Annotated in this window: 24 protein-coding genes, 1 tRNA gene and 2 pseudogenes; 13 read left to right on the forward strand and 14 right to left on the reverse strand. The window is 63.7% G+C overall.

Features of this window, described 5'->3' with window-relative positions; genetic code table 11:
- Nucleotides 1-10 precede the first annotated feature (10 nt).
- From SK854_RS47720 to SK854_RS47730, 3 genes are all read left to right on the forward strand, one after another.
- A complete protein-coding gene (locus SK854_RS47720; protein WP_319981839.1) occupies nt 11-448 on the forward strand; it encodes a MarR family winged helix-turn-helix transcriptional regulator in 438 nt (145 codons plus the stop codon).
- 189 nt (nt 449-637) lie between these two features.
- Nucleotides 638-1420: a hypothetical protein gene (locus SK854_RS47725; protein WP_319981840.1), complete on the forward strand. Its 783-nt coding sequence runs from the start codon at nt 638-640 to the stop codon at nt 1418-1420.
- Nucleotides 1421-1505: 85 nt separating this feature from the next.
- The gene (locus tag SK854_RS47730; protein WP_319981841.1) at nt 1506-2696 is read left to right on the forward strand and encodes an amidohydrolase; all 1191 of its coding nucleotides are present in this window, start codon (nt 1506-1508) and stop codon (nt 2694-2696) included.
- On the opposite strand, the gene SK854_RS47735 is transcribed toward SK854_RS47730, so the two are convergent.
- Nucleotides 2693-3322 (reverse strand): TetR/AcrR family transcriptional regulator, encoded by a 630-nt coding sequence (locus SK854_RS47735; protein WP_319981842.1) that lies wholly within the window; start codon nt 3320-3322, stop codon nt 2693-2695. The two genes, SK854_RS47730 and SK854_RS47735, sit on opposite strands and share 4 nt — an antisense overlap.
- A gap of 97 nt (nt 3323-3419) precedes the next feature.
- On the opposite strand from SK854_RS47735, the gene SK854_RS47740 reads away from it, so the two are divergent.
- Entirely contained in the window at nt 3420-5000 is a 1581-nt protein-coding gene (locus SK854_RS47740) for a flavin-containing monooxygenase (RefSeq protein ID WP_319981843.1), read from the forward strand.
- On the opposite strand, the pseudogene SK854_RS47745 reads toward SK854_RS47740, so the two are convergent.
- A pseudogene (locus tag SK854_RS47745) lies at nt 4961-5275 on the reverse strand (SRPBCC family protein); the annotation flags it as partial. The gene SK854_RS47740 and the pseudogene SK854_RS47745 overlap by 40 nt on opposite strands.
- 6 nt (nt 5276-5281) lie before the next feature.
- Nucleotides 5282-5629, reverse strand: a complete 348-nt coding sequence (locus tag SK854_RS47750) for a VOC family protein (RefSeq protein WP_319981844.1) — start codon at nt 5627-5629, stop codon at nt 5282-5284.
- Nucleotides 5630-5739: 110 nt separating this feature from the next.
- Here SK854_RS47750 and SK854_RS47755 point away from each other — a divergent pair, with 110 nt between their 5' ends.
- From SK854_RS47755 to SK854_RS47770, 4 genes are all read left to right on the forward strand, one after another.
- Nucleotides 5740-6591 (forward strand): helix-turn-helix transcriptional regulator, encoded by an 852-nt coding sequence (locus tag SK854_RS47755; RefSeq protein ID WP_319981845.1) that lies wholly within the window; start codon nt 5740-5742, stop codon nt 6589-6591.
- A gap of 133 nt (nt 6592-6724) precedes the next feature.
- Entirely contained in the window at nt 6725-8998 is a 2274-nt protein-coding gene (locus tag SK854_RS47760) for a M4 family metallopeptidase (RefSeq protein WP_319981846.1), read from the forward strand.
- Between the two features lie 18 nt (nt 8999-9016).
- Nucleotides 9017-9628: a lysoplasmalogenase gene (locus tag SK854_RS47765; protein WP_319981847.1), complete on the forward strand. Its 612-nt coding sequence runs from the start codon at nt 9017-9019 to the stop codon at nt 9626-9628.
- A gap of 77 nt (nt 9629-9705) precedes the next feature.
- Nucleotides 9706-9779: transfer RNA gene (locus tag SK854_RS47770), tRNA-Lys, on the forward strand.
- A gap of 119 nt (nt 9780-9898) precedes the next feature.
- On the opposite strand, the gene SK854_RS47775 is transcribed toward SK854_RS47770, so the two are convergent.
- A complete protein-coding gene (locus SK854_RS47775; RefSeq protein WP_319981848.1) occupies nt 9899-11116 on the reverse strand; it encodes an IS110 family RNA-guided transposase in 1218 nt (405 codons plus the stop codon).
- 332 nt (nt 11117-11448) lie between these two features.
- Between SK854_RS47775 and SK854_RS47780 the strand changes: the two genes are divergently transcribed.
- The 3 genes from SK854_RS47780 to SK854_RS47790 all read left to right on the forward strand — a co-directional run bounded on the left by SK854_RS47780 (nt 11449) and on the right by SK854_RS47790 (nt 13329).
- Entirely contained in the window at nt 11449-11628 is a 180-nt protein-coding gene (locus tag SK854_RS47780; RefSeq protein ID WP_319981849.1) for a hypothetical protein, read from the forward strand.
- A gap of 563 nt (nt 11629-12191) precedes the next feature.
- The gene (locus SK854_RS47785) at nt 12192-12869 is read left to right on the forward strand and encodes a guanylate kinase (RefSeq protein ID WP_319981850.1); all 678 of its coding nucleotides are present in this window, start codon (nt 12192-12194) and stop codon (nt 12867-12869) included.
- On the forward strand, nt 12862-13329 hold the full coding sequence (locus tag SK854_RS47790; protein ID WP_319981851.1) for a hypothetical protein: 468 nt from the start codon (nt 12862-12864) through the stop codon (nt 13327-13329). Before SK854_RS47785 ends, SK854_RS47790 begins: the two co-directional genes overlap by 8 nt.
- Nucleotides 13330-13348: 19 nt before the next feature.
- On the opposite strand, the gene guaA is transcribed toward SK854_RS47790, so the two are convergent.
- The 7 genes from guaA to SK854_RS47815 form a co-directional block, all read right to left on the reverse strand.
- Nucleotides 13349-14884, reverse strand: coding sequence for a glutamine-hydrolyzing GMP synthase (guaA, locus tag SK854_RS47795; RefSeq protein ID WP_319981852.1), 1536 nt, complete (start codon nt 14882-14884; stop codon nt 13349-13351).
- A gap of 1 nt (nt 14885) precedes the next feature.
- Complete coding sequence (locus tag SK854_RS47800) at nt 14886-15491, reverse strand: phosphoribosyltransferase family protein (RefSeq protein WP_319981853.1); 606 nt, start codon at nt 15489-15491, stop codon at nt 14886-14888.
- 168 nt (nt 15492-15659) lie between these two features.
- The gene (locus tag SK854_RS48350; protein ID WP_406601913.1) at nt 15660-16085 is read right to left on the reverse strand and encodes an NUDIX hydrolase; all 426 of its coding nucleotides are present in this window, start codon (nt 16083-16085) and stop codon (nt 15660-15662) included.
- On the reverse strand, nt 16070-16726 hold the full coding sequence (locus SK854_RS47805; protein ID WP_319981854.1) for a phosphoribosyltransferase: 657 nt from the start codon (nt 16724-16726) through the stop codon (nt 16070-16072). Before SK854_RS47805 ends, SK854_RS48350 begins: the two co-directional genes overlap by 16 nt.
- The gene (locus SK854_RS47810; RefSeq protein WP_319981855.1) at nt 16723-17241 is read right to left on the reverse strand and encodes a phosphoribosyltransferase; all 519 of its coding nucleotides are present in this window, start codon (nt 17239-17241) and stop codon (nt 16723-16725) included. Before SK854_RS47810 ends, SK854_RS47805 begins: the two co-directional genes overlap by 4 nt.
- Nucleotides 17242-17403: 162 nt before the next feature.
- On the reverse strand, nt 17404-17853 hold the full coding sequence (locus tag SK854_RS48355; RefSeq protein WP_406601914.1) for an NUDIX hydrolase: 450 nt from the start codon (nt 17851-17853) through the stop codon (nt 17404-17406).
- A gap of 359 nt (nt 17854-18212) precedes the next feature.
- Entirely contained in the window at nt 18213-18557 is a 345-nt protein-coding gene (locus SK854_RS47815; RefSeq protein ID WP_319981856.1) for a hypothetical protein, read from the reverse strand.
- 160 nt (nt 18558-18717) lie between these two features.
- On the opposite strand from SK854_RS47815, the gene SK854_RS47820 reads away from it, so the two are divergent.
- Together SK854_RS47820 and SK854_RS47825 are read left to right on the forward strand one after the other, a co-directional pair.
- On the forward strand, nt 18718-18861 hold the full coding sequence (locus tag SK854_RS47820) for a hypothetical protein (RefSeq protein WP_319981857.1): 144 nt from the start codon (nt 18718-18720) through the stop codon (nt 18859-18861).
- Between the two features lie 245 nt (nt 18862-19106).
- Nucleotides 19107-19928: pseudogene (locus SK854_RS47825) on the forward strand (transposase family protein).
- A 156-nt stretch (nt 19929-20084) separates the two neighbouring features.
- Here the strand turns inward: SK854_RS47825 and SK854_RS47830 are convergent.
- From SK854_RS47830 to SK854_RS47840, 3 genes are all read right to left on the reverse strand, one after another.
- Nucleotides 20085-20393 (reverse strand): transposase, encoded by a 309-nt coding sequence (locus SK854_RS47830; RefSeq protein WP_319981858.1) that lies wholly within the window; start codon nt 20391-20393, stop codon nt 20085-20087.
- Between the two features lie 206 nt (nt 20394-20599).
- Nucleotides 20600-20914, reverse strand: a complete 315-nt coding sequence (locus SK854_RS47835; protein ID WP_406601915.1) for an IS110 family transposase — start codon at nt 20912-20914, stop codon at nt 20600-20602.
- 263 nt (nt 20915-21177) lie between these two features.
- A complete protein-coding gene (locus SK854_RS47840) occupies nt 21178-22098 on the reverse strand; it encodes a hypothetical protein (RefSeq protein WP_319981860.1) in 921 nt (306 codons plus the stop codon).
- Nucleotides 22099-22367 lie beyond the last annotated feature (269 nt).

The raw sequence follows: 22367 nt of genomic DNA on the forward strand, positions 1-22367 counted from the left end.
CATCCTGTGCGTGGATGGCCGGCGACGTGACCTCGCGGCGATGATCGCGCCGTTGCAACGAGCGCTGGTCGCCGCCGAGCAGCCGGTGCTGCGCGCGCACGGGCTGAGCATGTGGGGCTACGTCGTGCTCGACACCGTCGAAGGCCAGCCGGTGCGCACCCAGGCAGCGCTCGCGGAGTTCATCGGCGCGGACAAGAGCCGGATCATCGGGGTCCTCGACGAACTGGAGAACGAAGGCCTGCTGGAACGCACCCGCGACCCGGCGGACCGGCGCGCCCGGCTCGTCACGATCACCGAAGAGGGCCGCCGCCGGCACGCCACGGTGCAGGCCGAGATCCAGCGGGGCGAGGAACGTCTGCTCGCCCAGTTGCCCGCCGCGGACCGGCAGGCGTTGCTGCGTTCGCTGGCCGTGCTCGTCGACGCGCTGCCGAAGCTCGGCCAGGACTGAGGGAGTCCGCACACGTGCGGCACGAAGAGCGCGGAATTCCGCGCACCTCCTTCATCGCTCTCTGTGTCGCAGGTGTTTCACATAGCGCACAAATAGGTTGTGACCTGCGCTAACAACCGCCAGGATGGGCGGCGACAAACAACGACTGATTGTCATGGGGGCAGTCGAATCATGCGATTCAAGCGTGTAATGGCAGCTGTGCTCGGCATCGCGGCGATGGTCACCGTCGTCGCGGCCGCTCCGAGCGTGGCGCAGGGGGACAAGAACTCGCTCTCGGGCAAGGGCCTTCCGCGTGACCGTGGCGCGACCACGCTCACGACCAACGGGCAGACCTTCCTCGAGATCAACGCCGCCAACGAGCTCGTCCACTGGTCGCGCTCCGGCGAGAGCTACGCCAAGCAGGTTCGCGGCTGGGGCTGGAGTGGCACGCGTGCCATCACGACCCTCGACGAGCAGAACTTCCTCGAGGTCAAGAACGACGGCCGCCTGTCCAAGTGGTCGTGGAACGGCACCTGGTACACCGAGGCCGTCATCGGCTGGGGCTGGAACAACGCTCGCCTGATCACGGGCACCAGCCTGGGTCAGTTCATCGAGGTCAACAACCAGGGCGAGCTCGCCTACTGGACGATCGACGGCTCCAACGGCCTGAGCAAGGTCGTTCGCGGCTGGGGCTGGGGTGCGACGCGCAGCATCACGGGTCTCGACCCGTTCCTCTTCATCGAGGTCAAGGGTGACGCGAACCACTCCGTCTCCTACTGGGTCAACGCGCAGAACGGCCTGGAGGAGCACGCCGCGATCGGCAGCAGCTTCAGCGGTGTCCGGCTGATCGCGGGTGGCGACGTCGACCACTTCACGGTCATCGGGACCAACGGCAACCTGGTGGAGTTCGCCTGGGTCGACGCCGGCGAGGAAAGCGGCTACTACGGCACCGTTCGCGGCTGGGGCTGGGGCGGCACGCGCCTGATCGGCTGATCAACCTGCTGTGAGGAAGGGCCCCGACCGGTTCGCCGGGCGGGGCCCTTTTGCGTTGTCCGCCCGCAGTGGTCAGGATCTGGTGATGACCGATCTGCACGAGCTCTACCGCGATCTGCACAGCAACCCCGAGCTGTCGCTGCACGAGTTCCGCACGGCGGGTGTGCTCGCCGATGCCTTGCGGCCGCTGGGTTTCGACGTCACCACCGAGGTGGGCGGCACCGGTGTGGTGGGTGTGCTGCGCAACGGCGACGGTCCGATCGTGATGCTCAGGGCGGACATCGACGCGTTGCCCGTCGAGGAGAAGACCGGTCTGCCGTACGCGTCAACGGTTCGCGCGACGAACGCGGACGGCGAAGACGTGCCGGTGGCGCACGCGTGCGGGCACGACATGCACGCCACGTGCCTGATCGGCGCCGCCGAGCGGTTGGCGCGGACTCGTGAGGAGTGGGCGGGGACGCTGCTCGTGGTGTTCCAGCCCGCCGAGGAACTGGGCAGCGGCGCGCGGGCCATGGTCGCCGACGGGCTGTTCGAACGGTTCGGCAAGCCGGAAGTCGTGCTGGCTCAACACGTCAGCCCACTGCCCGCCGGGATGATCGCGTACGGCAGCGGGCCGCTGATGGCGGCGTCCGACTCGGTCCGGGTCACCCTGTTCGGCCGGGGCGGCCACGGTTCCGCACCGGAGACCGCGGTCGATCCGGTGCTGATGGCCGCGCATGTCGTGGTGCGGCTGCAAGGCATCGTCGCGCGCGAGATCGCACCGTCCGAACGTGCCGTCGTCACGGTCGGACGGCTGCAGGCAGGCACCAAGGAGAACGTCATCCCGGAGACGGCCGAGATCGGCGTCAACATCCGGAGCTTCAACGAGCACATCGGCGGCATCGTCCGTGCCGCCGTCGAACGGATCGCCCGCGCCGAGGCCGCCGCGTCCGGAGCACCGCGCGAGCCCGAGTTCGACTGGTACGACGGCACTCCCGTGCTCGTGTCCGATCCGGACGCGACCACGACGACGATGGCCGCGTTCGCCGAGCACTTCGGCAAGCACAACCTGATCCCCGGCGCGGTGGTCAACGCCAGCGAGGACGTCGGCGTCTTCGGTACGGCCGCCGGGATTCCCACGGTGTTCTGGTTCCTCGGCGGCACGGACTTCAGCACCCGCGAACCCGGTCAGCCGGTCGCGATGAACCACTCCCCCGAGTACGCGCCGGACATCGAGCCGACGCTGACCACCGGAGTCGACGCGCTGGTCGTCGCCGCACGGACGTGGCTCGGCTAGTCCCTTGCCGCGATGCCGTCGTACATCACGCGCCGCAGTGCTTCGCTTTGCGCCGCTTGCGCTTCCGGCGTGCGCAGCGACGAGATCGCGGTGCCGAGGATCATGCCGTTGATCGCCCTGGCGGTGTTCTCGACGTCGAGGTCGGCGCGCAGGTAACCCAGTTCGACGCCGTGCGAGAGGTACGCGGACGTGAGCGCGGCGGCCAGGTCGAACAGGTCGAGGATCCGTTCGGCCATGGCGCGGTCGATGCCGGGCGCCTCGAACAGCAGCAGGCGCGGCACTCGGGGGTCCTCGCCGAAGATGCGGCCCAGCGACTCGCCGATGCGCGCGGACTGCTCGCGGTACTCGGCGAGCGTCGACACCGCGTCCGGCGCGTTCTCGGCCGTCAGGGCGCCGGTGATGCGTCCGACGAGGTCGTCGACGACGTGGTCGACGATGTCCCGCTTGTTCTGGAAGTAGCGGTAGAACGTGCCGTGCCCGATGCCCAGGCGCGTGGCCACGTCGGCGATTCCGGTGGCGTGGTAGCCGCGTTCGGCGAAGCAGTCGAAGGCCGCGTCGATGATCTCGCGGCGCAGCTCCTGCTTCTTGCGCTCGGCGCGGCTGACGGGTTCGGCACTGGACGTCATGCGCCTGAGTCTATGACCTGCGGACTCTTGCGATCACCTCAGAACTGACATACGGTTCCGAAACTGACATGCGATTCCGTTTCACCAGGAGGTCGGGATGGCCCCGCAGTACGACGCAGTCGTCGTCGGCGCCGGGTTCGGCGGCATGGGCGCGGCGATCGAGCTCAAGCGGCTCGGGCTGCACGGCCTGCTGATCCTGGAGCGGGAGGACGACCTCGGCGGCACCTGGCACGTGAACAGGTATCCGGGGCTGGCCGTCGACATCCCGTCCTCGACCTACTCGTACTCGTTCGAGCCGAATCCGCACTGGTCACGGCTGTTCGCGCCGGGTTCCGAACTCAAGCGGTACGCCGAGCACGTGGCCGTGAAGTACGGGTTGCGGCCGTTGATGCGCTTCGGCGTGACGGTGACCGGCGCGCGCTGGCGGGACGACCACTGGGAGGTCGTCGCCGGCGAGGAGACCTTCACGGCGCGGTATCTCGTGACCGCCACGGGGTTCCTGTCGATGCCGAAGACGCCGGACATCGCGGGCGTCGAGTCGTTCCAGGGCAAGGTGATCCACACCGCTGCCTGGGAACCCGCCGATCTGACCGGCAAGCGGGTGGCGGTCATCGGCACCGGTGCGACCGCTGTGCAACTGATCCCCGAACTGGCGAAGCAGGCGTCCGCTCTGACCGTCTTCCAGCGCACGCCGATCTGGGTCAGCCCGAAGCCCGACTACCCGATCCCGTCGCCGGTCAGGAAGTTGTTCGCGCGGCTGCCGTTCGCGCAACGGGCCGTGCGGTGGGTGGGCAGTTCGGTCCTCGAACTGATGATGATCTCGGGAGTGGTGCGCTACAAGCAGTTGCGGGTGGTGAACCGGCTGGCGGAGCGGTGGTGCCGGGCGCACCTGCACCGTCAGGTCCGCGATCCGGAGCTACGTCGCAAGCTCACGCCGGACTACTCGTTCGGCTGCAAGCGGCCCACGTTCTCCAACGACTACTTCCGCACGTTCACGCGACCGCACGTGCGGCTGGAAACGTCGGCGATCGAACGGATCGACGCCACCGGTGTCGTGACGGCGGAAGGCCGCGCCGAGATCGATGTTCTCGTGCTGGCAACGGGATTCAACCTGTGGGACACCAACTTCCCGGCGTTCGAGGTGATCGGGCGCGACGGCAGGAACCTCGGCGCGTGGTGGCGGCAGAACCGGTTCCAGGCCTACGAAGGCGTGACGGTGCCGGGGTTCCCGAACTACCTGTCGCTCAACAGTCCCTACTCCTACAGCGGGTTGTCGTACTTCACGACGATCGAGTGCCAGATGGCGCACATGCGCCGGCTGTTCACGGCCATGCGCTCCCGTGGTTCGTCGGTCTTCGAGATCTCGCAACAGGCCAACGACGAGTTCCTCGAACGCATGCGCGCCAAGGTCACGCAGAACTCGGTGTTCTCCCTCGGCCAGTGCTCCACCGCGCACAGCTACTACTTCAACCAGCACGGTGAAGCCACGCTGCTACGGCCGACCTCCACGGTGAGCGCACACCGTGCGGCGAGCCGTTTTCCGGTGTCGCACTACGACTTCTCGAACGTCCGCTTGACGACCTCGAGTCCGCGCGACATCGAGTCGGCCATCGGCGCGGCCAGCCGGTCGGGCAGCACGTCGCGCGTCCACACCAGCCGGCAACGCCGTTCGTCGTAGGGGAAGACCTGCATGGACGCGTTGTCGTGGATCGGTTCCACGGAGCCGCCGACGATCGAGTAGGCGATCCGGCGCGCCTGGTCGTCGACGCCGATCCGCCGTTCCGTGACCACGGTGCCGTCGGCGAACGTGACGGTGCGGAAGTCGGCTTCGGACTGGGTGTCCACCACGAACCCCGGCGCCATCCGCGACGGGCCGGTGGCGAACTCGCCGATGACCTTCCACACGTCGTCGGCGCTGGACTCGATCATGATTTCCACGCTGATGGAGGCCATGGCGCGTCACGCCGCCAGGCAGAACAGATGACCCTGCGGGTCGGCGAGCACGGTCCACCGGCCCTCGCCGGGCTGGAAATCCGGTTTGGTGGCACCGAGTTCGAGCAACTGCTCGACCGCGAGCGCGACGTCCTCGACGTGGAAGTCCAGGTGCGCCTGCTTGTCCGAGCCGGGCCACGCCGGAGGCCGGTGGTCCGGCACGCGGACGAACGCGAGCTGGACGCCGTTCTCGCCCAGGTAGACGGAGTCGTCGTCACTGGAGGTGATCTTCCACCCGGTGACGGCGCGGTAGAACTCGGCCAGCGGGCCGGGGTCGGCGCAGTCGAGGACGATCGTGGTGAGCTGGGCGGGCATGTTCTTCTCCTTCTGGATCGACGGGCACCAGCCTGCTCCGCGACCGCCTCTCCGGTCTTGAACATCCTTGCGCGCGAAAAATTGTCAGACCCCGTCCCTAGCCTGAAGGGGTGCTCTCCTTCATCGCTCTCGCGGCCCGCCCGGAGTTCACCGTGTCCGCGGTGGACTGCCGCGACGACCACCGCGGCTGGTCGGCCGAGCGGCCGCGCGCGGACGTGCGGCTCGTGCTCGTGCGCAGTGGCGGTTTCCGGCGCCGGGTCCGGGGCGTGTGCACTGATCTGGATCGCACGGTCGGCTATCTCGGCTTACCCGGCGAGGAGGAGCACTTCTCCCATCCCGCAGGCGGAGACGTGTGCACGTCGATCAGCCTGCGGCCCGATCTGTGGCGTTCATTGGCCGGTGAAGCGCCACTGGTGGCCGGATCGTCGCTGTACGTGGACGGCAGGCTCGATCTCGCCCATCGACGGTTGCTGCTGGCCGCGCGGAACGACGGGGCCGAGGAACTGGTCGGGCTGGTGGCGCGCGCCGTCCAGCAGGTCGTCACCACTCCCACCCCGGGCGGCAGCGGCGACGGCGCGTTGGTGGCGAAGGCTCGCGGCGTGATCGGCGACGACCACCCGGCAGCGTCCGGACTGATTCCGTTGGCCGATCTTCTCCACGTCTCGCCGTATCGCCTGAGCCGCGCGTTCACTCGTGAGCTCGGTGTGTCGCTGACCCGCTACCGCATCGGGATGCGCGTCTCCCGCGCGCTGGATCGCCTGGAGGAAGGGGAATCGAGCCTCGCCGCGCTCGCCGCCGACCTCGGGTTCGCCGACCAGGCGCATCTGTGCCGCACAGTGCGCGAACACCTCGGACACACGCCAACCGCCCTGCGCAGACTTCTCGGGGCAAATCGAACATCAAGCCAGACAAAGGAATGCGCGGACGCAAGTCCTACAAATGCGCACGAATTGTTGGTGTGAATAAGTTAGTACTTGTTAACGGTCGCCGCGCAACTCATCCTTTCCCTGCTCCGCCACCACATTCACCTCGACGAACACACCGGCTCCCCCTGCAACCGAGGGCCGGTCCGTTCGCCCTGCAACGAGGAGAAAAATGCAAGCCAGACGCACACTCGTGCTGGCCGCGGCAGGTTCACTGGTCGCAGCCGTTCTCACCCAGACCGGCGCGCAGACCGCCGCCGCCCAACCGACTCAGACCGCCGAGGCGCTGGCCGTGGACGCGGCGGCGAGCCTCGTCGAGAGCCGCCCGTCCCAGCTGCACGCCGGATCGAACGACGAGTTCGTCCGCCACGGCGTGATCTCGTCGACGAACGGCCTCAAGTACGTCCCGTACGACCGGAAGTACAAGGGAATTCCGGTCGTGGGCGGCGATTTCGTCGTCGTCACGAACTCGACCGGCCAGGTCCTGCAGACCTCCGTCAGCCAGAACGCGACGATCGACCTCGCCAGCACCACGCCTTCCGTCACCAAGGCTCAGGCCGAGACCACCGCGAAGACCGCGATGTCCACTGTGGACGGCGTCGGCGCCGCGGAACAGGTCGTCTACGCGCTCGACTCCGCTCCGGCGCTTGCCTGGAAGGTCACCGTCACCGGCCGTGACTCCGAGGGCCCGAGCAAGCTCGACGTGGTCGTGGACGCCGCCACCGGCAAGGTGCTGCGCAAGCAGGAACGCGTCATGCACGGCACCGGAACCAGCGGCTGGAACGGCCCGAACCCCATCACCATCGCCACCACGCAGTCCGGTTCGAACTACTCGCTCAAGGACCCGACGCTGACCAACGTCAGCTGCCAGGACGCGGCGAACAACACGACGTTCACCAAGACCACCGACACGTGGGGCAACGGCACCCAGACCAACCGCGAGACCGGCTGCGTCGACGTGCTGTTCGCGGCGCAGACCGAGTCGAAGATGCTCTCGCAGTGGCTGGGCCGCAACGGTTTCGACGGCAACGGCGGCGGCTGGCCGATGCGCGTCGGCCTGAACGACCAGAACGCCTACTACGACGGCAGCCAGGTCCAGATCGGCAAGAACTCCGCGGGCCAGTGGATCGGCTCGATCGATGTCGTAGCGCACGAACTCGGCCACGGCATCGACGACCACACGCCGGGCGGCATCTCCGGCGCGGGCACCCAGGAGTTCGTCGCGGACGTCTTCGGCGCCACCACCGAGTGGTTCGCGAACGAGCCGTCCCCCTACGACACCCCGGACTTCCTCGTCGGCGAGACGATCAACCTCGTCGGCCGCGGCCCGATCCGCAACATGTACAACCCGTCCGCGCTGAACCACGCGAACTGCTACTCCAGCTCCATCCCGAACACCGAGGTCCACGCGGCCGCCGGCCCCGGCAACCACTGGTTCTACCTGCTCTCGCAGGGCACGAACCCGACCAACGGCCAGCCGGCCAGCACCACGTGCAACAACACGTCGATCACCGGCCTGGGTGTCGAGAAGGCCATCAAGATCTTCTACAACGCCATGCTGCTCAAGACCTCCAGCAGCTCGTACCTCAAGTACCGCACGTGGACGCTGACCGCGGCGAAGAACCTCTACCCCGGCAGCTGCGCGGAGTTCGACACGGTCAAGGCGGCCTGGGACGCGATCAGCGTGCCCGCGCAGTCGGCCGACCCGACGTGCAGCGCGACCGGCACGGTGACGATCGGCAACCCCGGCAACCAGTCCAGCACCGTCGGCACCGCGGTGAGCCTGCCGCTGTCGGCGAGCGGCGGCACCGCGCCGTACAGCTGGTCCGCCACCGGCCTGCCCGCGGGCCTGTCCATCAACTCCGGCAACGGCACCATCTCCGGCACCCCGACCACCGCCGCCACCTCGAACGTCACGGTCACCGCGCGGGACAGCGCCGGCAAGAGCGGCACGGCGTCGTTCAGCTGGACCGTCGGCACCGGCGGCGGCAACTGCTCCGGCCAGAAGCTCGCCAACCCGGGCTTCGAGTCCGGTGCCACGTCGTGGACGGCGTCCTCGGGCGTCATCGGCCAGCACAGCGCTGACGGCGAACCCGCCCGTTCGGGCACCTGGTCGTCCTGGCTGAACGGCTACGGCTCCTCGCACACCGACTCGCTGTCCCAGTCGGTGACGATCCCCGCCGGCTGCAAGGCGTCGCTGACGTTCTACGTCCACATCGACACCAAGGAGACCGGCAGCACCGTCTACGACAAGCTGACGGTCACCGCGGGCACCACCACCCTCGCCACGCTCTCGAACACGAACGCGGCGGCGGGCTACGTGCTCAAGACGTTCGACGTGTCCTCGTTCGCGGGCCAGACGGTGACCGTCAAGTTCACCGGCGTGGAGGACGCCTCGCTCCAGACGTCGTTCGTGATCGACGACACGGCGGTGACCCTGAGCTGAGGCTTTTAGTCTGAGCTCATGAAGAAGCAGGCGTACGCGGTTGCCGCGATCGTGGACTCGATCGCGGCAGCCGTGCGCGGCGCCAAGCCCGCGCGCACTGTGACGAAGACCGCTCTGATGCCCGCACTGGCCGTCGTCAGCCCACCGCGCGACCCCGGCATGGCGGTCGGCCTGGCCGGTTCGTGGCTGGGCGACGTGGCACTGCTCGGCGACTCGGACAAGGCGTTCCGAACAGGACTCTTCAGCTTCCTGGTCGCCCACGTCGGCTACACCGCCGCACTGGCCCGCCGCTCGTCACCCGGCTCACGCAAGGCCGTCGTCCCCATCGTCGTGGCCTCGGCAGCGGGAGCCGCGGTGTTCGCGCGAGCGGCAGGCCCGATGGGAAAGCCGGTAGGCCTCTACGCCCTGACCCTCGGCACGATGGTCGCCGCCGCCTCCACGGCCCGCGGCGCCGGCGCACGACGAGTTTTCGTTGGTGCGGCGCTGTTCGCGGTCTCGGACGCCCTGCTCGGCGCGAGCCGGTTCGTCCTCAAGGGACGCGCGGCGCGAGTGGCGTCGACCGGCGTCATGCCGACCTACGCGGCGGCCCAATGGCTCCTGCACACGGGGTTCAAAACGTCGAACGGGTGACCCGCGTGAAAACCCGTTGGAACCCCTGTGCTAACGTTCTTCACGTCGGAACGAGCAAGCCTCCGGCACACAAACAAGCGCCGCTAGCTCAGTTGGTTAGAGCAGCTGACTCTTAATCAGCGGGTCCGGGGTTCGAGTCCCTGGCGGCGTACTCCAAAAAAGCAGGTAGAGATTCGTCTCTGCCTGCTTTTTTGCGTTTTCCGTACTCATCGTCGTTCTCCTTTTCATCCTTGTGGATCATGGTTTGCGAGCCCGAGACATCCCTGGAAGTTAGATGGCCAACTCGACGCGGTGCGCCCACGCGGTGGCTTCGTCGTAGGTGGTGCGGGTAGCAAGACAGCCGTGGAGGATGCCGACGAGCCGGTTGGCGACGTGCCGCAGTGCCGCATTGTGCGACACACCGCGAGCGCGTTGGCGGTCGTAGTAGGCCCGCGCGCCCGGTGAGCTCCGCAGGGCGCACATGGCCTGACGCATCAGGGCATCGATCAGCCGTGTGTTGCGGACGCGACGGGCGTTGACGGTGGACCTGCGCCCGGACTCGATCGTGACCGGGCTGGTGCCGGCATAGTTCTTCCGCGCTTTCGCCCCGGTATACCGGGTGCGGTCATCACCGAACTCACCAAGGACCCTGCCACTGACGATCTCCCCCATACCGGGCTGCGAGAGGTAGATCTGCGCATCCGGGTGCCGGTCGAGCCGTTTCACCAGCTCGGCCTCGATGGTGCTGATCTGCTTGACCAGGGCGGCGATCACACCCACCAGGGAGTGGACGGTGGTGGCATAGGCACGTTGCAGGAGGGAGGGCAGGCGCAGCTGCTCCGAACTCAGTCCTGCGAGGATTCGCTCGGCCCGCTTGTCGACCAGCCGCTTCCTGCCCGCCCGTTTGAGCGCGGCCATGATGTCTGACCGCGAGAGCTTCGCCGCGGTGTCAGGATCCGGTGCCCGCTTGAGCAGATCCAACGCCTCGCCCGTGGCGAGGTCTTCGCCGAACGCAGCGAGCGCCGCAGGGAAGAAGTCCCGAAGCTGAGCCCGCAAGCGAGCTACCTGCCTTTGGCGGTCCCAGATCAGAGTCTGGTGCGTGCGGGCGAGCAGCTTGATCGCCTCGGACAAGTCGCTGTCACCCGCCACCGGGCGCAGCTGGTGTGAATCCGTACGGACCATGTCCGCCAACGCGTGTGCATCAGCGGCATCACTCTTGGCCCCGGACAAGGCAAACCTCTCTCGGAACCGAGCAGTTTGACGTGGATTGACCGCGAACACCCGATAGCCCGCCGCAACCAGCGCCGTCACCCACGGCCCGCGATCGGTCTCGATCCCGATCGACACGTGGTCCGCCTCGCCGTCGATGTGGTCGGCGATCAACGCGTGCAGCTGCCGGACGCCCTCGACACCTTCGGGCAATCGCGTGCCGCACAACTTCTTGCCCTGAGCGTCCATGATCTCGATGTCGTGATGACCTTCGGCCCAGTCATCACCGACGAACAACACGTCACATACCTCCACGCCTCGGCGACAGTGATCAGCAGGAGAACGCCGGCAGGTACTGGCCGTGTGCTCACGCCAGCGCCAGGTGCGGCACGACATCCCTTAGCGGTCGCTCATCCCCAGCCACCGGCAAGCGCACGCGTCTCGGGAAGGACTCACAAACCCGCTTTAACCAAGTGCTCACCCACCGGCGACTGTCGCCCACCATCGTGGCGCACGTCGCCGCCCGCACGGCTTCGGCCTACTGATCCGATGCAAGTCACTGACAGCCTCATCCGGCAGCGGACTTCGCCTGAGCCACAGTGGCGCCCGGCTCGACTGCCACTTCGGCCGGCGTGCAGCAGGAACTGACTCCGATCGCCCTGGCCACCGGCCACCGCCCCGACCTGCCCTACCTGAGCTTGCTCGGCACCGACCACGACCGCGGCGTATCCCGGAAGCATCGCGGCCTCGGCTTTGTCGGACTCGAATGGCAGCGCAGTCTCCTCGGCGACTATGCGCGGTGTCAGCCGTGATGCCGCCACGTGCTCCGTCGCCTCATGAACGTCTTGTGACAGCGATTGAAGGTCCACCAATGAAGTGATTGCAGCTCTGAGGGGTTCTCAACGAGGCAAATCGCGGGATAGCTTCAGCGCCAGGTCGAGGCACACGAGGAGGAATCGCGGGTGCCGTACGCAGTGTGGATCGAGGTCTCCGATCCAGATCCCGGAACCACCGCCGAGGTAGCTCAGACCCAACGCCCCAAGTTGATCATGGAGCTCATCCGCGCAGGCTGGGAAACTCCGGCGATCGACGACGACCGCGAGGACGACGAAGAAGTACGTCGCGGATCGTGTCACTCTCCTGCGCCCCACTCCTCAGGCCTTCAGCCATCGCCAGCCGCACGCCGACACCTGGATCTGAGATACAGGTACGCACTATCTCGCGCAGATACTCGTCGTCATGCCAGTCAGCAAGCAGAAGATGTTGGTTCGTTCAGCGGACGCCGTCTGGCTTACGGGCAAGCTGGTCGTGTCGCGTGGACCGTCGGGCAGCAAGGGGTTCAACAGCGCCAACCTGATAGCTGTAGGGTTCGCGCATGAGCTCAGACGTCGTGCACACCTACCACGGAGCACCTGATAACCCCACGATCTTTGTAGTTTCCGGACCAAGCGGTTCCGGTAAGGAAACTGCAATCCATTACTTGATGGCGAAACACGGGGTTGAGCGCGTCGTGACCTTGACGACGCGCAAGCTCCGAGACGGGGAGGTATCGGGGCAACAATACGAGTTTGTGGACAACGAAGAGTTCGTCAGGCGAGGTATCGCTGGAGAGCTGCTCGAGCACGTCCGTACCTACGGCTCAGATGCCTATGCATCGCCCGCCAGCCTGCTGAGCAGTGAAAATGCGATTGCGGAATGTGTGCTCGAGATGGATCCTCAGGGCTACGTCGAGCTGAAGGAGAAGAGCGATCGAAAGGTCATCGGGGTCTTCCTGGTTCCTCCGACCCTACAGACCCTGAAAGATCGAATCATCGCTCGCTCATCGGTTCCGAACCTGGATGCGCGCCTGCATGCAGCCACGAGCCAGTTTGTCTTTTCCAACCTCTACGAGTACCGCATTTTGAACGACGGAATCAATGATCTTCATGAGGCGCTTGACGCGATTATCATGATTGAGAGAATGAAGAGCTCCGCGGCAGGGGCTGTACGCGAAATGGTGGATGAAGCCCGTCGCATCGAATACCTGGACCTTCTGGGAGATTCGGATGGCTGACATTACCTTGCGCCTCGCCGTGGTGCAGATCGAAGCGGCCCCAGATTTGACGTTGTCCGGTTTTGTTCTTGTATTTGCGGACGACAATGCACTACAAAGGTTTCATCACGACATTCGCGAGTACTTCATCAGCAGAAAACCTACCCAAAGTCTACAAATCGGCCTGACCGGCATCAGCGACTCGCTCAGCTTCTTCGTAGATTTTGGCAATTCAGATTACGGAACATCATTGACTGTGCAAGAAATAGACTCTTCGGTTCTCCCACTTGCGCGTCGGATGCTTTCAGAACAGCGATATTACTTCGTCTTGTCAGCTTCAGGAGACGACAAAGGGTTTGAGACGCACTTTGACAAAGGATCCTACTTCTTCAAGCAGGACATGCAGATAGACAATGTAGTGATCCACTGCAATAAGACTGGGCGCTGGTCACAGTTGGCAGACCCCTTCGAAGTGACCTGAAGGACAGTTTGAAGCCTCGTCACTCCCATTCAATGGTTGCGGGAGGCTTGTCAGTGATATCGTATACCACTCTGCCAACCACGGTTTCATGGACTAGTCTACTTGCGATCTCCTCCAAGGCGCCGTACGCGCTTCTGGAGAATCGTGCGGTCATCGAGTTCGTCGACTCGACAATTCGCACCACCAGGGCCCACCTGTTCTCGACTCGATGATCGCCCTGAACGCCGAGACTATCAACCTCGAGAAGCACGGCGAATGCCATCCAGATGGAGGGTCCAAGCCCTTGCTGATCTAGAACCTCTTCGACTATTTGACTGGCCCGTCGGACCACGGCAACTTTCTTCGGCGTGACCAACCCTTTTACCCGAATGGCGAACCCAGGACCAGGAAAAACGCGCCGCGCGCTGTACTCCTTTGGTAATCCAAGATGGCTGGCTAGCTGACGGACTTGATCTTTGAACAAGCTCCGAAGCGGCTCCAGCAGCTCAAACGACAAAACTTCAGGCATCCCGGCAACGTTGTGATGGGGCTTGATCTGCGAGGAGAACTTTGTGCCGCCACTCTCGATGACATCCGACCATATTGTCCCTTGAGCTACGAAACGACAGTTATGAAGTTGGGCAACCGCCGTCAGTTCGCTCGCGAAGATTTTGCCCACGACGAGGCATTTCTCGGTTGGATCTTTGACAACGTTGAGAGCGGAAAAGAAGCGAGTCGCAGCATCCCACTCCACATAGGAGACACCTAGCCTCTTGCACAGCTCTGACGTCAACTTGCTGGTTTCCTCCTGCATGAGGCCACTGTCGATGTACACGGCAAGCAACTGATCTGGCTGCATCGCGCGAGCGAGCAATGCGCAGAGCGAGCTGGAGTCCACTCCGCCGGAAAGCGCCAGAAGAACCCGATCAGAACCAACCGCTCCTCGTAGTTGAGGGATCGTTTCATCCACAAATTTCTCAGGCGACCAAGGCGTCGGCCGCATAGAGACTTCGCAAATCTTTGCAAATGCACGAAGAATTTCCGCACCGATATCCGAGTGTGATACTTCCGGATGGAACTGCACTCCGTAAACGGCGAGTGATTCGTGCTGGAAGGCTGCCACAGTTGATTCAGGTGTGCACGCTATCGGGACCAGCTCGGAACCTAAGCTGGTAACGCTGTCCCGGTGGCTCATCCACACTGTCGTGCCGTCTTGCGAGCTCGAAATGAGTTGGTTCGCGCGCAGCACGGCAAGTCGCTCGCCAGCAAAACCGTGACTGGTAGTGGACACGGTGCTTCCGAACTTCTGAGCAAGCCACTGGTAGCCAAAGCATATTCCGAGCATTGGAATATTGAGCTGAAGCCAGGCCGGATCAATTTGGACGTAGTCTCCGGTTATAGATCCAGAGCCGCCAGATATTACGACGCCCGCGATTCCATTCGTGCCATAGCGAGCCGCCAGCTCATCAGCGAAAACGTCGCCGTCGACAACTGACGTTGCAACACCGGACTCGTCGAGTACTCGCCGAATTAGTTGCGTGTATTGACTGCCGCAGTCAAGAATAACTATACGCAAGTCAGCGCCCCTTGCTGGCTGGGTCTATTTCACTCACGAGTCTGTTGCGGAAATTGCGGTAAGGCTCGGATATCAGTTGACGCGTAGATGGGTCCAGCATTTTCAAGAGGCAATCCACGCGGAACAGGGTCGTCACTTCAACCGCGTGAACCGTGCTGATCAAGCTGTCCATGCCATAGGTGAAGATGGCTGTGACCCGTACGTCCGGTATGTTGTTTCGCAACTCCGCCAAGCACAACGAGGCGGTAGCTCCGCTGGCGAGTACGTCTTCCACCACAAGGGCTGACTCAGCGCCGTGCGGTATCTGGCCAGCGAACTGACTGCCGTTCTTTGATTCATGTCGCCAAATTGCAAGAGGAACTGAGAGTCGCCGACTTAGTGTCACCGCGTGCGGAACACCGCCATAAGGGATTCCGACAACCACATCCCACGACCTGTCGGAGTTAATAATGAGCAGCTGTTCATCAATAGCGGACATCAGTTCCGGCTTCGTCCAGGCGGCCTTCATTGAGATCCGCATGGGGCTCTCTCGACCGGGACGGATTTCAATGTAAGTGTCGCCTTCTGCTAACGTAAGAAATCCGCTGACGTCGAGGCAGTCCCGCATCACCGGTTGGTAGCAGAGAGACTCCCGTACTTCGACTGCTCCCGTTGGCGCGTGGCAACCGCACTCTGACGTTGGACCTCTCATGTCCTGATACATCTCCCGGTTACCTTGTAGGTTGTCTCCAGAGGTCTGTCGAGGAAGCGGGAGTGGCTGCTGTTGCAGAGTGCACTATCTGTCTTGCATCGTATGACAATACTTGGACAGGTCGCCTTTCGCGGCGTCAATGAGAGGAGCAGGCGGTGCGCTAGGACTGCAAAAGGCAATCTGAGTACACTTTTCCGGCTCCTGTGGCTGGGGAGTGGCGCCGCTGTAGCGACAGACATAACTGCGAACCAGCCACTCCTGCCCGCGGTCGTCGAAGTGGCGGGAAGTTCTGAGGAGCTGCGGTTTGCGATGGAGCGTAACTCCTAGCTCTTCATATAGCTCCCGCCTGAGTCCCTCCTCGAAGTCCTCGTTGTTCTCCAACGCGCCGCCAGGAAATTCCCACTGTCCCGGAAATGTCTGTACGCGATTAGATCTTTGCGCGAACAAGAGACGTCCCGCATCGTCAACAAGGATACCGACCGCAGCACGAGTAGTCATCTTGAATCCCATGGAAAGAGGAGCCACACGGCGAAATTGTCGATGACTCGGTGAAAAGTAACCCGCTTCATCACCTCGGGCTGCGAGGCCGAAAGTCGCGGTTGATCAATTGCGAAAACATAGAAGTCAATCTGAGCATCTTTCACCTCCTTGCGCACTGCGTGCTCCGCCTTGTTGAGGGCGTTGCCGAACGTTGTTACGCCGTCAACAATCAGAATTCGTGGCGAAACATTGATATCAGGAGGAGCGGAAAAGTGAGTGATCGATTTGCGATTCGATCGCGCATGGCTCTCTTTGTCGAATACAAAGAATGGCTGACGAGTCGCCTGCGTGTATCGCTTTTCAATTGCCGCGTATCTCGCAGAGAGTTTGCTCGCCATAAGGTTGGCCAGGCTGATCCCATCGGGATGGACTCCGACCACAAGATCGTACTTGTTTGCGTTGTCTGCTACGAAATTACTGACCGCCACCTCTATCTCTTTCCATTTTATTTCGATAATTTCGCGCTTTTCTGGCTTTCGGGACGGCGACGCGGGAAGTCGCCGCCGTTTCAACCACGAGGGGAGACTCGGGTTCCCGAGCATTGCCCATGCAAGGGCGCCGAGTGTCCCGCAGCTGCCTACCACGGCGGCAACAACCTCAACGTTGCTCACGTTGCTCCCTGGGCGTGCCATGGAAAGGATAGCCAGACCTTCGCGTTGTCGATTGACTCATGGTAGGAGAGATTGGAAAGGATCGAGGGTCGCTCGCGCTGCAGGGTGGCAACGTCTGCTGCGTACGTCGCGTATTTGACCTCTGCGGCACCAAGGGACGCCAGCAGATCGCCGATCACCGTCAAGGTGTCGCCGAACGTGGCAACGTCATCCACGACGAGTGGTCTTCGTGATCTGAAGCCATTCGTTATCCGATAGCTCGAGCGGTTGTTCGCAAGTCGTTCGTCGCGGCCGGAACCAAAGACGTAGAATGGTTTCCGCTCGGCAGGGGCGTTGTCCCGATAGGCAAAATGCAGCGGAGTCTCTGTGGCAATGTACGAGAGGCAGATTGCAGGAGTAGCCCCACCGCGACTAACCCCTACGATGCTGTCGAAGTTGCCCGAAGTGGCCGCGATCTCGAGGATCCATGCGTGAACTTCTGACCATTGTACTGAGCGAACAACGGGCTTTGCCATGAGTTGTCATCCAATAGTGTGCGGCGGTGGTTGTAGTGGTCGAATGATCGGTGGCGGTTGTCTATTGTAGCGGCTCGAACGACAGCAAGTCGAGACAACCGGGCCAGGAATTGCAATTCTCTAGTCGGGGTGACGCGCACGAATGGTTACTCTCAGTACAGGCTATTTTGCACTCGGAGATATGGCGCGAATTGACTTCAGATGAGCGCGGGCCTGAAGTAGCGCCTGGCGGGTAAAGTCGTCAATGGGGACGGGAGGGCTTTCGAGTTCAACCCAACTAACCCAGAGGTAGGCTTGACTGGACGAGTCAAGTTGCACCTCTGCGGAATGCGTTTCTATTGCGAAGTTTATTTGTATATTGCGAATACGACCTTCACTATTCTGGCTTGAGAACCATGAGGATCCGGTCACGGCCGTGATACTCCCGGCGATTCCAGACTCCTCTCGGAGCTCCCGGAGGACGGCGTTCAATATATCCTCTTCGTACTCTACCTTCCCTGCCGGGATTCCCCACACAGAAGGCAGGAAGTGTTCATTGCTGCTTCTTTGGAGGAGCAGAAATGAATCTTTGTGTGTAACTACGGCTCCAACGAGTACATTGAACTGTTCCATGGCGACCCCTCTGTTCCTGGAGTGGCGCAGAATCTTTCTCCTTGGCGGCTTGTTTCCCTTCTGTCCGCTGCGCTGATGACTCGAGTCCTGGCTCGGCCAGCAGACGATCTATCCGACCTCCGACTGGGGCAGTGTCGCCGAAGGCATGAGGGCATCGCGTTGTGGCATGTGCAAGACATCCCTCGCGCAGGCGATGCATGTCACCAGTGGCATAGGCGGGTGGCCACATTCCGTTACACAGCGCCACAGGGCACGCCACCTGCTGGGAAGTGATCGATAGGTGCTTGATCTTCGGTCGGCATGTGCTGCTGTTTGCTGGGTGCTGTTCATGTCAGGTTACTGCCGGTTGACCTGGGAGCTCACTGATCGGTATCGGTTCGAGGATCTCTCCTCAAACCGGTTGTCTCGCTGACGCGGCCGGCGCAGGTGGTCTCCGCGTGTCGATCGGGACCGCTCATCACCTGCCAGCCGCAGCCGCGCGGTTGTTTGTGGAGCAATGCGAAGCCGTCCCCTTCATCGGTTGTCCGGGTCGCTGCCCGGAGCACGTTGCCGCCGGTGGCATTGGCAATCTCAAGGTTCTCGTCGGCCTGCAGCCCTCGTCGGCGTGCGAGTTCGTTACTCTGGTCGGGCGTCAGCGGCAAAGCTGATCGGGCGACGTCCACTCGCTGACAGAACGGAACGAATCGGTCGCTCTGACGGATCATGACGACATCGTGGTGGGCGAACCAGGTCGGATCAAGTGGCGCGGCCGAGCGGACTGCCAGGATGCAGCAGTCCGAGCGCCAAGGCCGACGCCTTTGGGCAACGCTTCGTCCTTGTCCCAGTGACTTTCTTGTTGACGGGGAATTTCGCGGGCCGCAAGCTTTGCGCCTTCGGTCCGACGACAAGTCGCTGACGCTGCCCGTCGCGCCGAACGGTTCGCTGCTGGACCTGCGCATCATCGGGGACCCCGCGCTCGCGGCACGGATCTTGGAACTGGTACGGCCGGTCGCGATCGCGGCGATGTAACGGCACCGCGGCTCATGGCAAAGATTAGTCCGATCACTGCCGTGAGAGCGCGGACGATGTTGGCGACGGGTACCAACCTCGGCATTGAGGTGATCTCGCCACGGAGATGCCGCGCTGAACGCCTGACGTGTGCGGGAGCGCGTGGCCGTGCGTCGCGACGGGTTGCAGGGCCTGGAAGAAGAAGGACGGGGAGTCCTGGTAGGACTGGATTTGCGAAGATCAAGTCCGAACACCAGAAGCTCCCCGTGATCACCTATCATGCGACACTCGACGTCCCCCGCGAACTGGCCCAGTACCTCGGGCGCCTGCTGCGCGCAGAGCGCCGTGTCCGCGGCACCCGCGTCGGCACCAGGGCGTTGAGCTGCTTCTGGCACGCGGTGTTCGCGCTGTGCTGGTTCCGGGAGAACCGCGACATCACGGCGGTGGCGCGTGATCATGGCATCTCCCGCGCCACCGGCTACCGCTACCTCGGCGAGGTCATCACCGTGCTCTCAGAGCAAGCCCCGAACCTGCACGAAGCATTACGGCAAGCACGGCAGGACGGCCCGGCTCACGACATTCTCGACGGCAATGTCTTCTCCGCAGATCGTCTCGCCGAGAAGATCACCAGCGTGAAAGGCGAGCAGATCGACCGGTGGTACTCCGGCAAAGCGCACGAGCGCGGTGGCTACATCCAAGCGCTGCCGGCGCCGGACGGGTTCCCGTTGTGGGTCAGCGATGTCGAGCCCGGCTCGGTGCACACCTGACCGCGGCCCGCGAACACGTCCTCGGTGCCCTGTACTGGGCCTACTCCCAGCTCGACCTGCCCACGCTGGCCGACAACGGCTACGACGGCGCTGGCATCGGCGTATTCACCCCGGTCAAACAGCCCGCCGCCAGACAGGTGCTCAATCCGGACACCCCGCATCTACAACGCGCTATTGCGCTGCCTCGGCGAACGAGGCTTCGCCCTGCTCACCGGCCGCTGGCGCGCCCTGCGGCACTTCACCACCAGCCCCCGCAAGATTGGCCACATCGTCAAAGCCGCACTCGTACTCCCGCATTTCGAGCACGGCCGACTCACCTGAAACTCGTTGAGATCGCGTCATTACGCGCCAGAGCGGCGCTGTACCGACCGCCTCAGCCGCCGCGTGTCCAGCGGCGAACTGCTTCACAACAGCAAGGCATTCGACTCGACCCCCTCCCCTGCCTGGTCCGGCCGACCGCGGGTATCCCTCCAACCGTCAGACGACGGTATCCGCATAGCGGGTCCGTGCGTCGAGGCGCAGCATCGACACCGCGCGCATACCTTGACTGCAACCTCGCTCCGAGCCGGAGGTGATGGTGACCGGGCTGGTGCCGGCGTAGTTCTTGCGTGCCTTCGGTCCGGCATAGCGGTCGGGGTCGTCGCCGAACTCGCCCAGCACACGACTGCCCAGAACCACACCGATGCCGGGCTGGGACATGTAGATCGCCGAGTCCGGGTGTTCATGGAAGCGCTCGGTCAGCTCCTGCTCGAGGTAGTCGATCTGCTCGACGGTCGTTGCGATCATCGCGACGAGCGATCGGACGGTTGTGGCGTATGCCTGCTGCACGGCGGCCGGTAGGCGAAGCTGTTCTGACCGCAATCCGTCCTGGATCTTCCGCGCTCGCTCGTCGATCTTGCGCCTGCCCGCACAACGTAGGGCAGTGACGATCTTCGCGTGACAACTTGGCTGCGGTGTCCAGATCTGGAGCCTGCCGCAACAAGTCCAGCGCCTCAGCCCGCCACGAGCTCCTCGCCGAACGCGGCCAAGGCGCCCGGATAGAAGTCACGCAGCTGTGCCCGCAGGCGGGCGACCAGACGCTGCCGATCCCAGATCAGGCTCTGATGCACACGAGCCACCAGCTTGACCGCCCCAGCCAGATCACTGTCACCTGCGACCGGACGCAGCTGGTGGGAGTCGGTGCGCACCATGTCCGCCAGCGCGTGCGCGTTCCCGGCGTCACTCTTCGCACCAGACGGCGAGAACCGCTCACGGAACCGGAACGTCTGCCGCGGATTGACCACGAACACCCGGTAACCAGCCGCCACCCACGGACCACGATCAGTCTCGATCCCAATCGACACCTGCTCCGTGCCGGCGTCCGACCCGCTCAGCGATCAGACCGTGCAGCCGGCCAATCCCCTCCTCTCCTTCCGGCGGCCGGGCCTTCGCCAACGCCCGGCCGCTCATGTCCATGATCTCGATGTTGTGATGACCTTCAGCCCAGTCATCACCGACGAAATAACATCCCGTCTACCTCCACTCGACCAGAACGACATCGGGAGAACGCCAGCAGCCAATGGTCAAGTGCTCACACCAGCGCCACGGTGCGGCACGACATCCCCTCAGCGGTCACTCCCCAGCCACCAGCAGGCGCACGATCCACGGGCAGCAAATCCGGCGTGGACAACACTCTCAAGATCGCTACGGCGACCTGTCCGGAGACCTCGGCCGCTACCTCGGCCCGAGCAGAAACAACGGCAGCAACTTCAGCGCGAAGAGCCGTGACCAGGTCTCGCGCGCAATCCACGCCAACGCCGAGTTCGGTGCGAAGTGTGTCTGCGGAGATCGGTCGCATGTGGACCAACCAGTGCTCGGCATCCGCCTGCCGAGCACGGTAGAGATCATCCTCTTTCCCGACGACGATCGTGTCCAGCTTGCCCTGGTCGTGTTCAGCTGGGGCGATTTCCGCTCGCGGACTACTGGCGATCAGAGAGATCGACCGCAGCATGCCCGGCCCCACCTCTGCCCAGCCGATCAGCAACACCGGACCGACTGTGTCGAACGCGGCCTTCCCGTAGTCGCCCGACAGGAGCGGATCTGCGACGTTGAGTGCCAGCGTCACAGCATTGACAAACAGGGTGAACCGTCGCAACGGCTGCAAGGCCTCAGCTGACGCACCGTGAAGGGCGAGATACCTCGTCGCCAGCAGCAGTCCAAGGATCGACAGGTCAACCGCGGGCGCGATGAGCGGCGCAACCCATACGGGCACGCCCAACCGCAAGGCAAGGCTTAGGACGTTGCCGAACCCGAACAGGAAGGTCAACCCGACCACCGTCGCCATGATCACCGCGACCGCCCTCGCGGCCTCCCGCAGCACACCGGAGTTCCCGCTGTGCGAGCCCGAACCGAGCCCGAGAACCGCGGCCTGCGACGACACCGGGTGACACAGCGCGGCATTCACGCCCGACGCATCCTGGATCTGAAGTGCGGAAACGGCACTCACCGGCATCACATGACACCACAGTGAAGACCTACCCGAGGACTCTTAATCAGCGGGTCCGGGGTTCGAGTCCCTGGCGGCGTACTTCAGAGAAGCAGGTAGAGATTCGTCTCTACCTGCTTCTCTGCATTTCCAGGCTTTCGTCATTCACGCTTTGCGCGCTTCCCGGAAGCCGGGCGGCCCGTCACCACCGCAGGGCGCTGAGCTCACGGGTCAGGACAGGCGAGAGCGTCCCGTCGGCGGTGGTCATCGCGTGGCCGACGCCGGGGAGCACCACC

Origin of the sequence: Lentzea sokolovensis (assembly GCF_033949975.1) — a bacterium.
GTDB classification, from domain to species: Bacteria; Actinomycetota; Actinomycetes; order Mycobacteriales; family Pseudonocardiaceae; genus Lentzea; species Lentzea sokolovensis.

What these genes read in the sequence shown, in the direction of transcription:
- SK854_RS47785 (WP_319981850.1), top strand. Translation starts at nt 12,192, where the DNA reads ATGAGCTCAGACGTCGTGCACACCTACCACGGAGCACCTGATAACCCC.
- SK854_RS47790 (WP_319981851.1), top strand. Translation starts at nt 12,862, where the DNA reads ATGGCTGACATTACCTTGCGCCTCGCCGTGGTGCAGATCGAAGCGGCC.
- SK854_RS47760 (WP_319981846.1), top strand. Translation starts at nt 6,725, where the DNA reads ATGCAAGCCAGACGCACACTCGTGCTGGCCGCGGCAGGTTCACTGGTC.
- SK854_RS47815 (WP_319981856.1), bottom strand. Translation starts at nt 18,557, where the DNA reads ATGATCCGTCAGAGCGACCGATTCGTTCCGTTCTGTCAGCGAGTGGAC.
- SK854_RS47830 (WP_319981858.1), bottom strand. Translation starts at nt 20,393, where the DNA reads ATGATCGCAACGACCGTCGAGCAGATCGACTACCTCGAGCAGGAGCTG.
- SK854_RS47765 (WP_319981847.1), top strand. Translation starts at nt 9,017, where the DNA reads ATGAAGAAGCAGGCGTACGCGGTTGCCGCGATCGTGGACTCGATCGCG.
- SK854_RS47740 (WP_319981843.1), top strand. Translation starts at nt 3,420, where the DNA reads ATGGCCCCGCAGTACGACGCAGTCGTCGTCGGCGCCGGGTTCGGCGGC.
- SK854_RS47800 (WP_319981853.1), bottom strand. Translation starts at nt 15,491, where the DNA reads ATGCGGGACTGCCTCGACGTCAGCGGATTTCTTACGTTAGCAGAAGGC.
- SK854_RS48350 (WP_406601913.1), bottom strand. Translation starts at nt 16,085, where the DNA reads ATGGGATTCAAGATGACTACTCGTGCTGCGGTCGGTATCCTTGTTGAC.
- SK854_RS48355 (WP_406601914.1), bottom strand. Translation starts at nt 17,853, where the DNA reads ATGGAACAGTTCAATGTACTCGTTGGAGCCGTAGTTACACACAAAGAT.
- SK854_RS47810 (WP_319981855.1), bottom strand. Translation starts at nt 17,241, where the DNA reads ATGGCAAAGCCCGTTGTTCGCTCAGTACAATGGTCAGAAGTTCACGCA.
- SK854_RS47750 (WP_319981844.1), bottom strand. Translation starts at nt 5,629, where the DNA reads ATGCCCGCCCAGCTCACCACGATCGTCCTCGACTGCGCCGACCCCGGC.
- SK854_RS47840 (WP_319981860.1), bottom strand. Translation starts at nt 22,098, where the DNA reads ATGCCGGTGAGTGCCGTTTCCGCACTTCAGATCCAGGATGCGTCGGGC.
- SK854_RS47735 (WP_319981842.1), bottom strand. Translation starts at nt 3,322, where the DNA reads ATGACGTCCAGTGCCGAACCCGTCAGCCGCGCCGAGCGCAAGAAGCAG.
- SK854_RS47725 (WP_319981840.1), top strand. Translation starts at nt 638, where the DNA reads ATGGCAGCTGTGCTCGGCATCGCGGCGATGGTCACCGTCGTCGCGGCC.
- SK854_RS47730 (WP_319981841.1), top strand. Translation starts at nt 1,506, where the DNA reads ATGACCGATCTGCACGAGCTCTACCGCGATCTGCACAGCAACCCCGAG.